This is a genomic window from Streptomyces canus (assembly GCF_041435015.1).
GTDB lineage: Bacteria > Actinomycetota > Actinomycetes > Streptomycetales > Streptomycetaceae > Streptomyces > Streptomyces canus_G.
Map to the genome: position 1 here is coordinate 6093488 of NZ_CP107989.1, position 15398 is coordinate 6108885.

The following is a 15398-nucleotide window of genomic DNA, read 5'->3' on the forward strand; positions in this document are numbered from 1 at the left end:
ACGGTGCGACGGGCGCCGTAGCGGAGCGATGTGACGGTGCCGTTGGCGCCGTGGCACAGGAAGGGCCGGTCACCTCGGGGTGGCCGGCCCTTCGGCGTGTGACGGACCAGCGGGCTTCTCCGCGCCTGTCAGTCGTCGTCCGGACGGGGAGCCCGGGAGCCGCCCAGTTCGACCGCCGTGCAGCGCCAGCGGAGGTCCTGGCCCTGTTCCAGGCGGAAGGCCATGGCACGCAGCTGGTCGCCGGCCCCGATCCGGGCGAAGGCCTCCACGGCGCCCTGTCGGGGGACGTAGTAGCCGATGTCCCGGACGACGGGGCGGGCGCCGCGGGTGCGCAGGGGGCCGCGTTCGGCGAGCCGGGCCAGTTCGTCGTAGGCGCGGCCTGCGGTGTGCCGGAGCATCGAGTGGACGGGGCGCTGGCCGCTCAGGACGGCGAGGAGGAGATCTGCGAAGAGGTCGGTGGGGCGGGGCTGGGGGACCGGCGGGCGGCGCGGGGTCCGGGACGGGACGACGGGGGCGGTCGCGGGGGTGGTGGTGCGTCCGTCGGCGAGTGCTGCTGCGACGCGGGCGGTGGGTGCAGAGCCGGCCGTGGGGCTCGTGTGGGTGATGGTGCCGGCTGTCCTGGGGTCTGCCGTGGTGCTGCGCCTCGGAGTTCCGGTGGTCGTCGTGTCGTGCGGACCCGGGATGCTGTGCGGGCGGGTGTCCGTGGGACGTGTACGGGTGCGGGGGCCGCTGCCGGGGGAGCCCGGTGGGCGGCCGTCGCCCGGGGCCGTGCGCGGGGCACTGCCGTCCGGTGTGCGGGGTGGCGTGCCGCCCGGGCGGCGGGAGTCGCGGCGAGCCGGCGGGCGGGTGCCGGGGTGGTGCTGAGCCCTGGTCATGACCTTGTTCATGGGATCCCCGTTCTGCGGGCCCGGAAAGTACCGGGCGGTAACTTCGTTGAGGATCTTGTACGGGGCCGTGGACCACGGCGGCAAGGAAGCGACGGGCCGCGTCGGGGCGCCGGAATGTTCACCTATCAGGGTGGTCGGAGAGGTCGGAACCCCGTGACCCCGGGGACGGGGCGGGTGAATTCCGGGCCCGGGGTGGACGCCCGCCGAGGTGTGGGCAGGGACTCGAAAGGGGACGCCCGCACGTATCCTGAAGGCCTTCGCGGAGCCCTTCCGATCACGTTCTCCGACCACGAAAGCGGCCAGCCATGCGCGTCTACGTCCCCCTGACCCTCTCCGGTCTCGCCGAGGCGTACAAGACGGGGGAGCTGGGGGCCGGACCGCTCCTCGCCTACGCCGTCACACCCGCCCTGCGCGAGTGGTACCTCTCCGACGACATCGAGGAGCTGGAGTACGCGGCGTTGAACCGGGCCGCGCTGGCCTCGCTGCGGCTGCTCGCGGCGGACGCCGGGGCCGCGCGGCGCCGGGTCGTGGTGGCCGTCGACGTGGCCGACGGGGCGGCGGTCGCCGATCCCGACCGGGCGCTGGATCCCTCGGCGCTCGGTGAGGTGCGGGTGGCCGGCACCGTGAGGCTGGCCAAGGCGGCCGCGGTGCACGTGGACTCGGACGACGCGGAGGAGGACGTCACCGCCGCCGCGGACGCGCTGGAGGCGGCCGACGCCGGGGACGACGACGCGCAGTTCGTCGTGGACGGGGCCGAGGACCACGAGCTGCTGTGGTACGCGACGCAGGAGATCCCGATTCTGGTGGGGCTGGGCGGCTGAGCCCACGATCCGTCCTGCCGGGTCGCCGCTTTACCCTCTTTGACCTGCCGGTCTCTTGATTGTCAGTGGGGGCGGGTACGTTTTTGGCATGGGGAAGCTGACAGGGGCGCACATCGTCTGGGACTGGAACGGCACGCTGTTCCACGACAACGACGCGATCATCGGGGCGACGAACGCGGCGTTCGGCGAGCTCGGGCTCGCGCCGATCACGATGGAGCAGTACCGGGCGATGTACTGCGTGCCGGTGCCGAAGTTCTACGAGCGGCTGCTCGGCCGGCTGCCCACCGACGCGGAGTGGGAGGTCATGGACGAGACCTTCCATCGGTACTACGCCGAGCATCGGGTGGGGTGCGGGCTCACCGACGGGGTGGTGGAGCTGCTCGTGGGATGGCGGTCGGCCGGGCACAGCCAGTCGATCCTCAGCATGTACGGGCATGACGACCTGCTGCCGCTGGTGCGGGGGTTCGGGATCGAGGCGCACTTCCTGCGGGTGGACGGGCGGACCGGGCCGTCCGGGGGGAGCAAGGCGGAGCACATGGAGCGGCATCTCACCGCACTGGTGGGGGTCGAGGCGGCCCGGACCGTGGTGATCGGGGACGCCGCGGACGACGCGGTGGCGGCGATGCGGGTGGGGGCCCGGGCCGTGCTCTACACCGGGGGGTCGCACAGTCGGGCCAGTCTCGAGGTGGCGGGGGTCCCGGTGGTGGACACCCTGGCGGAGGCGGTTGCGGAGGCCGAGCGCATAGCGGCGTGACCGCTTCTGCCGGTGCCGCGACGGCGGCGGTATGGAGGTACCCCGACGGCGACGCCTCCGGTGCCGTCGACCACCATCTCGCTTCCTGGAGAGCGGCGCCGGCGGACTGCATGTCGGGTTCCGGAGCCGGACAGGCTGTGACGCGTCGGCCGCACAGACCGTCGATCGCGGCGGTGAGCAGCGGGCCGTGACAGATCTGGGCGACCGGCTTGTCCCCGTCGAAGGACGGCTTGCGTACTTGACCGGCGTCGACCTCGGCGAAGACCAGATCGGCGGGCCAGGTGCAGCCGGGCTTCTCTGCGTAGGTGTCGAAGCCGGGTTCGGACCTCCTGTGACGCTGCTGCGTCGCCGGTGACGATGAAGTCATGGCTCGGATGCGACGTGGGCACTGTGCAGAGTGTCAAAGTTCCACCCCCGGTTTTGTACACATACGGCTCATGACGACCCCCCTGTAAGGAGCGATAGCCTTGGTGGCGTGATCAGCGCGATAGTTCGCGGGGGCGCTGTGGCCCCCGCCCTGCGCCCGGTACGCACGGAACACCTCCGTGGCCGGGCGGCGGTCGCTGATCCTCGCGGGCGGGACGGGGCCGTTGGGGCCCTCATGACGCCGAGTACACCCTCGTCACCGGCGCGGCAGAGATCAGCGTCACACCTGGCGGGCGTGTCGAGAATGGCTGATATACCCCCGCTCATCTCACCTTGCGGCATAGCGTCGGAGCAGACCGGAGACCCCGGGCCGTGGCGTCGAGCCGCAGGGGAAGAGACCGTACTTCCTTCTACGTCACGCAACGGCGCGCGACAGGAGTCAGAGGACAATGCAGACCAAGCTGGACGAAGCCAAGGCCGAGCTGCTCGAGAGGGCCGCACGGGTAGCTGAGAACAGCCCGGCCGGGGGGCACCTACCGACTGGGACGACGGACGAGGACACCCCCCGCACCCCGGACACCCCGGACAGCGAGACCGTCCTCGCGTTCCTCCAGCGCTACTACCTGCACACGGCCCCCGAAGACGTCACCGGTCGCGACCCGGTCGACATCTACGGAGCCGCTCTCTCCCACTTCCGGCTGGGCGAGACGCGCCCGCAGGGCACGGCCAACGTGCGGGTGCACACGCCCACGGTGGAGGAGAACGGATGGACGTGCACCCACACGGTCGTCGAGGTCGTCACCGACGACATGCCCTTCCTCGTCGACTCCGTCACCAATGAGCTGACCCGGCAGGGGCGCGGCATCCATGTCGTCATCCACCCCCAGGTCGTCGTCCGCCGTGACCTCACCGGCAAGCTGATCGAGGTCCTCACCGTCCCGCTCGCCGGTGATCTGCCGCACGACGCGCACACCGAGTCCTGGATCCACGTCGAGATCGACCGCGAGACCGACCGCAGCGACCTGAAGCAGATCACCGCCGATCTGCTGCGTGTCCTGTCCGACGTCCGGGAGGCCGTCGAGGACTGGGAGAAGATGCGGGACGCGGCCCTGCGCATGGCCGACGAACTGCCCGCCGAGCCCGTCGCCACCGATCTGCGTGACATGGAGATCGACGAGGCCCGCGAGCTGCTGCGCTGGCTGGCCGCCAACCACTTCACCTTCCTCGGCTACCGGGAGTACCAGCTCAGGCCGGACGACTCCCTCGCGGCAGTCCCCGGCACCGGTCTCGGCATCCTGCGCTCCGACCCGCAGCACGCCGGTGAGGAGGGCCACCCGGTCAGCCCGTCCTTCGAGCGGCTGCCCGCCGACGCCCGCGCGAAGGCCCGCGAGCACAAGCTGCTCGTGCTGACCAAGGCCAACAGCCGGGCGACGGTGCACAGGCCGTCGTATCTCGACTACATCGGTGTCAAGAAGTTCGACGCGGACGGCAATGTCGTCGGCGAGCGGCGTTTCCTCGGACTGTTCTCCTCCGCCGCCTACACCGAATCGGTGCGCCGGGTTCCGGTCATTCGGCGCAAGGTGGACGAGGTGCTCGAAAGGGCCGGATTCTCGCCCAACAGCCACGACGGCCGCGACCTGCTCCAGATCCTGGAGACCTACCCGCGCGACGAGCTCTTCCAGACCCCCGCCGACGAGCTGGAGTCCATCGCCACCTCCGTCCTGTACCTCCAGGAGCGGCGGCGGCTGCGCCTCTACCTGCGCCAGGACGAGTACGGCCGCTACTACTCGGCCCTCGTCTACCTGCCCCGCGACCGCTACACCACCGGCGTCCGCCTCAGGATCATCGACATCCTGAAGGAGGAACTCGGCGGCATCAGCGTCGACTTCACCGCCTGGAACACCGAGTCGATCCTGTCCCGGCTGCACTTCGTGGTCCGCGTTCCGCAGGGCACCGAGCTGCCACAGCTCAGCGAGAGCGACAAGGAGCGCATCGAGGCCCGCCTGGTCGAGGCCGCCCGCTCCTGGGCCGACGGCTGGATCGAGGCGCTCAACGCCGAACTCGGCGAGGAGCGCGCCGCCGAGCTGTCGCGCCGCTACGGCAACGCCTTCCCGGAGGGCTACAAGGCCGACCACACCCCGCGCTCCGCGGTCGCCGACCTTGTCCACCTCGAACGGCTCGGCGCGGAGAACGACTTCGCGCTCAGCCTCTACGAGCCGGTGGGCGCCGCCCCCGAGGAGCGCCGCTTCAAGATCTACCGCAAGGGCGACGCCATCTCCCTGTCCGCCGTGCTGCCGGTCCTCAGCCGGCTCGGCGTCGAGGTGACGGACGAGCGGCCCTACGAACTGCGCTGCTCGGACCGCAGTAACGCCTGGATCTACGACTTCGGCCTGCGCATGCCCAAGTCGCAGAACGGCGGCGGCGACTACCTCGGTGACGACGGCCGCGAGCGCTTCCAGGAGGCCTTCGCCGCCACCTGGACCGGCAAGGCGGAGAACGACGGCTTCAACGCCCTGGTGCTGAGCGCCGGCCTGGGATGGCGCCAGGCGATGGTGCTGCGGGCGTACGCCAAGTACCTGCGCCAGGCGGGCTCGACGTTCAGCCAGGACTACATGGAGGACACCCTCCGCCACAACGTTCACACCACCCGGCTGCTCGTCTCCCTGTTCGAGGCACGGATGTCACCGGACCGCCAGCGCGCGGGCCACGAACTCGTGGACGCCCTCCTGGAGGAGCTCGACGCGGCCCTCGACCAGGTGGCTTCGCTGGACGAGGACAGGATTCTGCGCTCCTTCCTGACCGTCATCAAGGCGACGCTGCGCACCAACTTCTTCCAGGAGGCCGCGGGCGGCAAGCCGCACGACTACGTCTCCATGAAGTTCGACCCGCAGGCCATGCCCGACCTCCCGGCCCCACGCCCGGCGTTCGAGATCTGGGTCTACTCGCCGCGCGTCGAAGGCGTGCACCTGCGCTTCGGCAAGGTCGCGCGCGGCGGCCTGCGCTGGTCCGACCGGCGTGAGGACTTCCGCACCGAGATCCTCGGCCTGGTCAAGGCGCAGATGGTGAAGAACACCGTCATCGTGCCGGTCGGCGCCAAGGGCGGCTTCGTCGCCAAGCAGCTGCCCGACCCGGCCGCCGACCGAGACGCGTGGCTGGCCGAGGGCATCGCCAGCTACAAGACGTTCATCTCGGCCCTGCTCGACATCACCGACAACATGGTGGCCGGTGAAGTCGTCCCGCCCGCCGACGTCGTACGGCACGACGAGGACGACACCTACCTGGTCGTCGCCGCCGACAAGGGCACCGCGACCTTCTCGGACATCGCCAACGGGGTGGCCGAGCAGTACAACTTCTGGCTCGGCGACGCCTTCGCCTCCGGCGGCTCGGCCGGCTACGACCACAAGGGCATGGGCATCACCGCCCGCGGTGCCTGGGAGTCCGTCAAGCGGCACTTCCGCGAACTGGCCCTCGACACCCAGTCCGAGGACTTCACCGTCGTCGGTATCGGCGACATGTCCGGTGACGTGTTCGGCAACGGCATGCTGCTCTCCGAGCACATCCGCCTGGTCGCCGCCTTCGACCACCGGCACATCTTCATCGACCCGAAGCCCGACGCGGCCACCTCCTACGCCGAGCGCCGCCGTGTCTTCGAGCTCCCGCGCTCCAGCTGGGCCGACTACAACACAGAGCTGATCTCGGCGGGCGGCGGCATCTTCCCCCGTACCGCCAAGGCCATCCAGGTCAACGCCCACATCCGCGAGGCCCTCGGCATCGAGGACAAGGTCACCAAGATGACCCCGGCCGACCTGATGAAGGCGATCCTCAAGGCGCCGGTGGACCTGCTGTGGAACGGCGGCATCGGCACCTACGTGAAGGCCTCCACCGAGACCCACGCGGACGTCGGCGACAAGGCCAACGACCCGATCCGCGTCGACGGCGCCGACCTGCGGGTGCGGGTCGTCGGCGAGGGCGGAAACCTGGGCCTGACCCAGCTCGGCCGGATCGAGTTCGCGCTGCACGGCGGGAAGATCAACACCGACGCCATCGACAACAGCGCCGGTGTGGACACCTCCGACCACGAGGTGAACATCAAGATCCTCCTCAACGGCCTGGTCACCGAGGGCGACATGACGGTCAAGCAGCGCAACAAGCTGCTCGCCGAGATGACCGACGAGGTCGGCCACCTGGTCCTGCGCAACAACTACGCGCAGAACACCGCCATCGCCAACGCGCTCGCCCAGTCCAAGGACATGCTCCACGCCCAGCAGCGCTTCATGCGCCACCTGGTGCGCGAGGGCCACCTCGACCGGGCCCTGGAGTTCCTGCCCACCGACCGCCAGATCCGCGAACGCCTCGGCGCCGCACAGGGCCTGACGAGCCCGGAGACGGCCGTCCTGCTGGCGTACACGAAGATCACGGTTGCCGAGGAGCTGCTGCACACCTCGCTGCCGGACGACCCCTATCTGCACGGCCTGCTGCACACGTACTTCCCGGCCGCGCTGCGCGAGAAGTTCCCCGATCACATCGACAACCACCCGCTGCACCGCGAGATCACCACGACCGTCCTGGTCAACGACACGGTCAACACCGGCGGTACGACCTATCTGCACCGCCTGCGCGAGGAGACCGGCGCGTCGCTCGAGGAGATCGTCCGGGCGCAGACCGTGGCCCGCGCCATCTTCCGCTCCGGCGTGGTGTGGGACGGGGTCGAGTCCCTCGACAACCAGGTCGAGGCCGCCGTACTGACCCGGATCCGGCTGCACTCGCGCCGACTGGTCGAGCGCGGCACGCGCTGGCTGCTCAACAACCGGCCGCAGCCGCTCCAGCTCACCGAGACCGTCGAGTTCTTCGGCGACCGCGTCGAACAGGTGTGGTCGCAGCTGCCGAAGCTGCTGCGGGGCGCCGACCTGGAGTGGTACCAGAAGATCTACGACGAGCTGAGCGGCGCCGGCGTCCCGGACGAACTCGCCACGCGCGTGGCCGGGTTCTCCTCCGCCTTCCCGACGCTGGACATCGTCTCGGTGGCCGACCGCATGGGCCGCGACCCGATGGACGTCGCCGACGTGTACTACGACCTCGCCGACCGCCTCCACATCACCCAGCTCATGGACCGCATCATCGAGTTGCCCCGCGCCGACCGCTGGCAGTCCATGGCCCGCGCCTCCATCCGTGAGGACCTCTACGCGGCCCACTCGGCGCTGACCGCGGACGTCCTGGCCGTCGGCAACGGCACCTCGACCCCCGAGCAGCGCTTCAAGGCCTGGGAGGAGAAGAACGCCCCGATCCTGAGCCGGGCGCGCACCACCCTGGACGAGATCCAGGGCTCGGACGCGTTCGACCTGGCCAACCTGTCGGTGGCGATGCGCACCATGCGGACGCTGCTGCGGCAGCATTCATGAGTGAGCGGCAGCATTCATAGGTGAGACGACGACGAGGGCGCCCGGGACGGTGAAGTCCCGGGCGCCCTCGTCGTCGTGGAGCGAAAGCCGGAGGTCAGGCCGGGTCAGGCCGCGACCTTCGCCTTCGCCTTGTCCGGGCCGCCGGTGAAGTCCTCGTAGGCCGCCAGGACCTCGTCGGTCGGGCCGTCCATGCGTAGTTCGCCGCGCTCCAGCCAGAGCACCCGGTCGCAGGTGTCGCGGATCGACTTGTTGCTGTGGCTGACCAGGAACACCGTGCCGGCGGTCTGGCGCAGCTCGCGGATGCGGGCCTCGGAGCGCTTCTGGAAGGAGCGGTCACCGGTGGCGAGGGCCTCGTCGATGAGCAGGACGTCGTGGTCCTTGGCGGCCGCGATGGAGAAACGCAGGCGGGCCGCCATGCCGGAGGAGTAGGTGCGCATCGGCAGGGTGATGAAGTCGCCCTTCTCGTTGATCCCCGAGAAGTCGACGATCTCCTGGTAGCGGTCCCTGACCTGCTCGCGGGTCATGCCCATCGCGAGCCCGCCGAGGTAGACGTTGCGCTCGCCAGTGAGGTCGTTCATCAAGGCCGCGTTGACGCCGAGGAGGGAGGGCTGGCCGTCGGTGTAGATACGGCCGTTCTCCACCGGGAGCAGACCCGCGACCGCCTTGAGCAGGGTCGACTTGCCGGAGCCGTTGGTGCCGATCAGTCCGACCGCCTCGCCCTTGTAGGCGACGAACGACACGTTCTTGACGGCGTGCACCTTGCGTACGCCCGCTGCCTTCTCGGCCTGTCCCCGGCGCATCATGCGGTTGAGGGCGGCGGTGGCGGAACCCCTGCCCGCGCCGGTGCCGTTGACGCGGTAGACGATGTCCACGCCGTCGACGACGACGGTGGGGATCTTGTCGTTCTCGATGTCAGCCACGGCCGTACGTCTCCTCAGCCTTCCAGAAGTAGATGAAGCCACCGACGCCGGCGACCAGCGCCCAGCCCACCGCGAGCGCCCACACGTGGTGCGGCAGCTGGCTCGCGTGGAAGCTGTCGATCAGGGAGTAGCGCATCAGGTCGATGTAGACGGCGGCCGGGTTGGCCTGGAGGACGGGGACCACCCAGGACGGCCAGTCGTGGTGACCCTTGGCCAGCTTGTCGATGCTCCACATCACGCCGGAGACGTACATCCAGGTGCGCAGGACGAACGGCATCAGCTGCGCGATGTCCGGGGTCTTGGCGCCCATCCGCGCCATGATCATCGAGACGCCCGCGTTGAACGTGGACTGGAGGACCAGTGCGGGGATCGCCAGCAGCCAGGACGCGGCGAGGGGCACACCGAAGCAGAGCAGGATGACGACCAGGGCGGCCATCGAGAAGAGCAGCTGCTGGAGCTGCTGGAGGGCGAACGAGATCGGCAGCGCGGCCCGCGGGAAGTGCAGGGCGCGCACGAGGCCGAGGTTGCCGGAGATCGCGCGGGTGCCCGCCATGATCGAGCTCTGCGTGAACGTCCAGATGAACACGCCCGTGACCAGGAACGGGACGTAGTCCGGCACGTTCCTCTTGGTGCCCAGCAGCACGCCGAAGATGAAGTAGTACACCGCCGCGTTCAGCAGCGGGGTCATGACCTGCCAGACCTGGCCCAGCTTCGCCTGGCTGTACTGCGCGGTGAGCTTGGCGGTCGAGAACGCGGTGATGAAGTGGCGCCGCGCCCACAGCTGGCGGACGTACTCCGGCAGCGAGGGACGGGCGCCGCTGACCGCGAGGCCGTGCCGCGCGGCCAGGGCCGTGAGGTCGTCGTCGGTCGGGGGCGCTGTCGGGGGCGGTGTGTCGAGGACCTGGCTCACATCCGCTGCTTTCACTCGGGGGGTGGGGGTGGTGCGCGTGCGGCCGGCGCGCCCGTCATCCGACGTTTCCTTACGTGACTCTTCACGTTCTCTTACGTCGGGACGGGACCGTATCGTCGCAACGTGAGAGTAGGACGAGTGAGCGTCGGAACGCAACCGTTTCGTCGTGACGGATGACGATGGAACGTAACCGTATCGTCGTAACGGGTCCGCGTCGGGACGGGACCGTTTCGTCGCTACGCCCTATGCTGGTCCGCATGACGACCAACGCCGACGCGCCGCCGACCCGTCCGCGCCGCCGTGCCCCGGCAGGAGCCGCCGTACTCCGTGAGGATGTGACGGAAGCCATTCGGGCGGCCGTCTTCGAGGAGCTCGCGGCCGCCGGATACGCACGGATGTCGATCGAGGGCATCGCGCGCCGCGCGGGCGTCGGCAAGACCGCGGTCTACCGCCGCTGGCGTTCCAAGCTGCACCTGGTCCTCGACGTCGTCTCGGAGATCGCGGTGATGGGCCTGCCGGTGCCGGACACGGGTTCGCTCGAGGACGACCTGCGGATGCTGTACGAGGTGACCTCCCGGGCGCTGCGCCACCCGGTGGCCTCGCAGATCATCCCGGACCTCCAGGCCGAGGCGGCCCGCAACCCCGAGATCGCCGAGGCCCTGCAGAACGCGTTGCAGAAGGGTCAGGAGGGCGTCGCCAGCAAGATCATCACGGCGGCGGAGCAGCGCGGGGAGCTCCGCACGGGCTTCAACGACGAGCTGGCCCTGGATCTGATCTCCGGCCCCCTGTACTGGCGCTCGGTGGTGATCCGCAGCCCGAAGCTGCCGAAGGGGTATCTCGCGGCACTGGCGCGGGCGACGACGGAGGCGCTGAAGGCGCTCTGAGCCTGCCCCGGCGACTGTGGCGGGTGTGCTGCGCCGCGCGCAGGGCGAGGAGTTCCGGGGCGAGCACCCGGATCCGGCCGTCGCCGTTCTCCGTGGGGCCGATGAGTCCGTCCCGCCTGAGCCGGGACAGCGCGCGGTTGACCGTGACGCGGGTGACTCCGAGCAGGTCGGCGAGTTCGCGCTGACCGCCGGGGAGGGGGACGTGGCCGTCGGTTCCGTCCCGACTGAGTCCGTCCAGCAGCCAGGCCGCGAGGCGGGCCTCGCAGGGGAGCGTGGCCGTGTCGGTGAGTCGTTCCTGTTGTGCGCGGGCCTGGTGGCGAGGAGTCGGAGGACGTGGGCGCGTACGGTCGCGGAGTCGTCGAGCAGGGTCGTGAAGCGGCCGCGGGGGACGGCCCGTGCGGCGCAGGGGGTGAGCGCGGTGAAGGTGGCCGTGTGGCCGGCTCCGTCGAGCAGCGCGACCTTGTCGAGGGCGCAGGGGCCGGCCCATGTTCCGAACCGTATGACGCGTCCGGCGGCGGTCGTGGCGGACGCGGATGCGGTGCCGTCGAGCAGGACGAGCAGGTGGTCGGCGGGGGCGCCTTGGCTGCGCAGGGTCTCGCCGGGGGCGTGGTGGCGGGGGACCGAGGTCTCCCACAGGCGGCGCAGGTCGTCTTCGGGCAGTGTGGCGAACAGCGGGACGCCCTGCAGTCGCCGCCAGTCGGGTGCGGACATGACAGCTCCCCTCCTCGCTGTATCGGCTGATACAGACCTGTGCGGCGGGCTGAGCCCAACGTCGGTCGCGTCGGACTGCTGCCCTGGAAAGGGGACCTTGTGCTTGTCGTGGAACTCGCCTTCACGCCCGCGCCCGAACGCCTTGCCGCTCGACCCGCTCACCGCGCGGCGCTCGGCCGTCTGCATGCCGAGGGGAAGTTGTTCGCCGCGGGGCCGTGGGAGGACGACCACGGGGCGATGCTGCTGTTCGCGGTGGGGCGGGCGGAACTGGAGGAGATTCTGGCGGCGGACCCGTACTACCGGCTCACGCCAGGAGTCGAGGTCCGCGCGATTCGTGAGTGGGCGCCGATAGTGGGTGTCTGAGAGGGGCACGGCGGAGCCGCGTGGCGGATCAGCCCTGTGCTCCCGCCGGCGCTTCTGTCACCCGGTGAGGCGACGAGTGAGGTTCGCCAGGTCGGACGTCCTCAGCACCCGGTCGGCGAAGCCCGGCAGTGGTACGTGCAGGGGTGCTGTCCAGCGCTCCGGGACGGCCGCGAGGCCGTACACCGCTCCGGCCAGGCCGCCCGTCACCGCTGCCACCGTGTCCGTGTCGCCGCCCAGGTCGATCGCGGCGCGTACGGCCGTCTCGTACGAGGTCGTCGTGCGCAGGGCCCAGACCGCGGAGCCCAGACAGGGCCATACGGCGCCGTTGAACTCCGTGGCCTGGTCGGGGTGCCAGTCGATGGCCAGGACGGTGGCGTAGCGCGGGCGGTGCTCCGGGTGGACCGTGCCGAGGGTGGCCTCCACGGCGTCCAGCGGGTCGTCACCGGCGAGGGCCACCCGTATCAGCTCGTGGAAGACGGCCGTGCCCTCCCAGGCCGCCCGGTCGCCGTGGGTGAGGGCGGCGAGCCGGCGGGCGGCGTCCATGGTGGCCTCGCGGCCGTGCCGAGCGAAGTGCACGGCGGACGGGGCCGCTCGCATCAGCGCTCCGTTCCCTGCGGCTCGCTGGTTCACCTGGAAGTGGAGTGCGGCGGCGGTGTCCCAAGGGTCGCCGCTGCTCAGCACGGCCTCGGTCTGGAGGCCGATGTCCTTCGGCTCCGCCGCCGCCCACCGCTGGAACCGCCGGAAGACGTCGGGGAGTTCGAGCCCGTCGCACTCCACCAGGGACTCGGCGACCAGGACCGCCATCTGCGTGTCGTCGGTCGCCTCGCCAGGGTCCCAGCCGCCGCCTCCGCACATCTCGCCGCCGTGCCCCGGCTCCGGAAAACGGTCCGAGAAGGCACCCTCCGGACCGAACTCGAAGGGGGCGCCCAGCGCGTCCCCCACGGCAGAACCGATGACGGCGCCCAGGGCGCGCTCCGCGCGAACGACCATCCGCGCAGGTTAGCCCGGACCTGAGCCGCATGCGGGCCCGCACGGGCAAGTCCTCGTACGACCCCCGGTGCGGCGCCCGACCGCTACGGTCGGTGCCGCGGTTCCGGGAGGGCGGGTTTCCGGGTCTACTCGATGACGAGCTCGACCTCGATGTTGCCGCGGGTGGCGTTGGAGTAGGGGCAGACCTGGTGGGCCTGCTCGACGAGCTTGCGGCCGGTCTCCGCGTCCACGGAGTCGGGCAGCTCGACACGGAGGGCGACCTTGAGGCCGAAGCCCTCGCCCTGCTTGCCTATGCCGACCTCGGCGGTGACGGCGGCGTCGCTGACGTCCACCTTGGCCTGACGGCCGACGAGACCGAGGGCGCTGCCGAAACAGGCGGCGTAACCGGCGGCGAACAGCTGCTCCGGGTTGGTGCCCTGTCCGTTGCCGCCCAGCTCCACCGGCGGGGCCAGCGCGACGTCGATCTTGCCGTCGTTCGTGTAGGCCCGGCCGTCGCGGCCGTGGGTGGCGGTGGCGACAGCGGTGTAGAGCGCGTCCATGAAAGACCATCCCTCTCGAAGGCTTGTTCCGGCGGCTCATCCGCGGCCGCCTCACGGTGGCAAGTAGAGCACACAATTTAGTTGTGCACAACTAAATGGCTCGCAAGAGCTATCCTGGAGACATGACCACGCCACCGACCGCCACCGACTGGCTCCGCCTCGACCAGCAGATCTGCTTCTCCCTGAACGCGGCCTCGCGCGCCTTCGGCAGCGTCTACCGCGTGATCCTCAAGGATCTGGGGATCACCTACCCGCAGTACCTGGTGATGCTGGTGCTGTGGGAGCACGGCGACCTGCCCGTCAAGAAGCTCGGCGAGCACCTGCGGCTCGACTCGGGCACCCTGTCCCCGCTCCTCAAACGACTGGAGGCGGCCGGCCTGGTGCGGCGCGAGCGCAGTGCCCGCGACGAGCGCTCGGTGGAGGTGCGGCTCACCGACGAGGGCGTCGCCCTGCGCGAGCGCGCGGTGCAGGTGCCGCGCCGGATCGTCTCGGCGACCAGCTTCGACGTGGACGAGATCCGCGACCTGCGGGCCCGCCTGGACCAGCTCACCTCGGCCCTGGACGCGGCGGTGCACGCCGAGCTGCCCGACGAGGACTGACACTTGATCGCGGTCACCGCAGTGGCACCCGTCGGCCCCGACCGCCTGGTTCACTGATACGCGGACGTGGGTCAACCGAAGAGGGGACGGCCGTACATGACCTGGCTGATCACCGGCGGCGCCGGCTACATCGGGGCGCATGTCGTGAGGGCGATGACCGAGGCGGGCGAGCAGGCGGTCGTGTACGACGACCTGTCCACCGGCATCGCCGAGCGCGTGCAGGCCGACGTGCCGCTGGTGGTGGGGTCCACGCTGGACGCCGAGCGGGTCGCGCACACCCTGGCGGACCACGAGGTCACCGGCGTGGTCCACCTCGCGGCGAAGAAGCAGGTCGGCGAGTCGGTGGATCTGCCGCTGCACTACTACCGGGAGAACGTCGAGGGCCTGCGCGTCCTCCTGGAGGCGGTGACGGCGGCGGGGGTCCCCTCCTTCGTCTTCTCGTCCTCCGCGGCGGTGTACGGCATGCCGGACGTCCCGCTGGTGACGGAGGAGACCCCGTGCGCGCCGATGTCCCCGTACGGCGAGACCAAGCTGGCCGGTGAGTGGCTGGTGCGCGCGACGGGCCGCGCGACCGGCCTCTCCACGGCCTGCCTCCGCTACTTCAACGTGGCGGGAGCGGCGAGCCCCGAGCTGGCCGACACGGGCGTCTTCAACATCGTCCCGATGGTCTTCGAGAAGCTCACTGCCCACGCGGCCCCGCGCATCTTCGGCGACGACTACGACACCCCCGACGGCACCTGCGTCCGCGACTACATCCACGTCGCCGACCTGGCCGAGGCCCATGTGGCCGCGGCCCGCGTCCTGCAGGGTTCCCCCCGCCGCGACCTCACCGTCAACATCGGCCGCGGCGAAGGCGTCTCCGTCCGCGAGATGATCGACCACATCAATGCCCTCACCGGCTGCGACCGCCCCCCGACGGTCACTCCCCGCCGCCCCGGAGACCCGGCCCGAGTCGTCGCCTCGGCCGATCTGGCAGCCACAGAACTCGGCTGGAAGGCCAAACACGACGTCCAGGACATGATCACGTCGGCCTGGGAGGGATGGGTACGGCTGCATCCGGAAGCGGCCCGGGGCTAGGCCCTGTCGTCACGTTCCCGCCCGCCGCGCGACGCCTGGCGCGCGCTCTCCGCGTTGCCGAACCGCCGACGTGGCTCCGGCGCCTTGCGAGCGCATGCTCGAAACCAAGCTCGCGCGGGAGGGGCCCCATCGCCGCCGCGTTGCCCGCGCTCCGGGCCGACGACGGGAATGTGACGAC

At 70.6% G+C, this 15398-nt stretch carries 12 protein-coding genes and 3 pseudogenes; 7 read left to right on the forward strand and 8 right to left on the reverse strand.

Annotated features, from left to right (window positions below; all coding sequences use genetic code 11):
- Positions 1–128: 128 nt before the first annotated feature.
- Positions 129–887 carry an Rv3235 family protein gene (locus OG841_RS27890; RefSeq protein ID WP_328638995.1) on the reverse strand — a complete coding sequence of 253 codons (759 nt, stop codon included), beginning with the start codon at positions 885–887 and terminating at the stop codon, positions 129–131.
- A 305-nt stretch (positions 888–1192) separates the two neighbouring features.
- Here OG841_RS27890 and OG841_RS27895 point away from each other — a divergent pair, with 305 nt between their 5' ends.
- Both OG841_RS27895 and OG841_RS27900 read left to right on the forward strand, forming a co-directional pair.
- A complete protein-coding gene (locus OG841_RS27895; protein ID WP_328638994.1) occupies positions 1193–1708 on the forward strand; it encodes a DUF6912 family protein in 516 nt (171 codons plus the stop codon).
- Positions 1709–1796: 88 nt separating this feature from the next.
- A complete protein-coding gene (locus OG841_RS27900; RefSeq protein ID WP_328638993.1) occupies positions 1797–2462 on the forward strand; it encodes an HAD family hydrolase in 666 nt (221 codons plus the stop codon).
- A gap of 59 nt (positions 2463–2521) precedes the next feature.
- On the opposite strand, the pseudogene OG841_RS27905 reads toward OG841_RS27900, so the two are convergent.
- Positions 2522–2784, reverse strand: a pseudogene (locus tag OG841_RS27905) (DJ-1/PfpI family protein); the annotation flags it as partial.
- 493 nt (positions 2785–3277) lie between these two features.
- Between OG841_RS27905 and OG841_RS27910 the strand changes: the two are divergent.
- A complete protein-coding gene (locus OG841_RS27910; protein WP_365120001.1) occupies positions 3278–8227 on the forward strand; it encodes an NAD-glutamate dehydrogenase in 4950 nt (1649 codons plus the stop codon).
- A gap of 104 nt (positions 8228–8331) precedes the next feature.
- Here the strand turns inward: OG841_RS27910 and OG841_RS27915 are convergent, their stop codons facing one another.
- A complete protein-coding gene (locus OG841_RS27915; protein WP_328638991.1) occupies positions 8332–9147 on the reverse strand; it encodes an ABC transporter ATP-binding protein in 816 nt (271 codons plus the stop codon).
- Positions 9140–10057, reverse strand: a complete 918-nt coding sequence (locus OG841_RS27920) for an ABC transporter permease (protein ID WP_328638990.1) — start codon at positions 10055–10057, stop codon at positions 9140–9142. Before OG841_RS27920 ends, OG841_RS27915 begins: the two co-directional genes overlap by 8 nt.
- 245 nt (positions 10058–10302) lie before the next feature.
- Between OG841_RS27920 and OG841_RS27925 the strand changes: the two genes are divergently transcribed.
- The gene (locus OG841_RS27925) at positions 10303–10941 is read left to right on the forward strand and encodes a TetR/AcrR family transcriptional regulator (RefSeq protein WP_328638989.1); all 639 of its coding nucleotides are present in this window, start codon (positions 10303–10305) and stop codon (positions 10939–10941) included.
- A gap of 103 nt (positions 10942–11044) precedes the next feature.
- On the opposite strand, the pseudogene OG841_RS27930 reads toward OG841_RS27925, so the two are convergent.
- Positions 11045–11428 (reverse strand): annotated as a pseudogene (locus OG841_RS27930) (Crp/Fnr family transcriptional regulator); the annotation flags it as partial.
- A pseudogene (locus tag OG841_RS27935) lies at positions 11356–11838 on the reverse strand (cyclic nucleotide-binding domain-containing protein); the annotation flags it as partial. The pseudogenes OG841_RS27930 and OG841_RS27935, both read right to left, overlap by 73 nt.
- Between OG841_RS27935 and OG841_RS27940 the strand changes: the two are divergent.
- Positions 11752–12015 carry a YciI family protein gene (locus OG841_RS27940; protein WP_328638988.1) on the forward strand — a complete coding sequence of 88 codons (264 nt, stop codon included), beginning with the start codon at positions 11752–11754 and terminating at the stop codon, positions 12013–12015. The pseudogene OG841_RS27935 and the gene OG841_RS27940 overlap by 87 nt on opposite strands.
- A gap of 57 nt (positions 12016–12072) precedes the next feature.
- Here the strand turns inward: OG841_RS27940 and OG841_RS27945 are convergent, their stop codons facing one another.
- Both OG841_RS27945 and OG841_RS27950 read right to left on the reverse strand, forming a co-directional pair.
- Positions 12073–13005, reverse strand: coding sequence for an ADP-ribosylglycohydrolase family protein (locus tag OG841_RS27945; protein ID WP_371567023.1), 933 nt, complete (start codon positions 13003–13005; stop codon positions 12073–12075).
- A 125-nt stretch (positions 13006–13130) separates the two neighbouring features.
- Positions 13131–13544: an organic hydroperoxide resistance protein gene (locus OG841_RS27950; protein ID WP_306980504.1), complete on the reverse strand. Its 414-nt coding sequence runs from the start codon at positions 13542–13544 to the stop codon at positions 13131–13133.
- Positions 13545–13666: 122 nt separating this feature from the next.
- On the opposite strand from OG841_RS27950, the gene OG841_RS27955 reads away from it, so the two are divergent.
- Together OG841_RS27955 and galE are read left to right on the forward strand one after the other, a co-directional pair.
- The gene (locus OG841_RS27955) at positions 13667–14143 is read left to right on the forward strand and encodes a MarR family winged helix-turn-helix transcriptional regulator (RefSeq protein WP_365120003.1); all 477 of its coding nucleotides are present in this window, start codon (positions 13667–13669) and stop codon (positions 14141–14143) included.
- Between the two features lie 96 nt (positions 14144–14239).
- On the forward strand, positions 14240–15220 hold the full coding sequence (gene galE / locus OG841_RS27960) for a UDP-glucose 4-epimerase GalE (protein ID WP_328638985.1): 981 nt from the start codon (positions 14240–14242) through the stop codon (positions 15218–15220).
- Positions 15221–15398 lie beyond the last annotated feature (178 nt).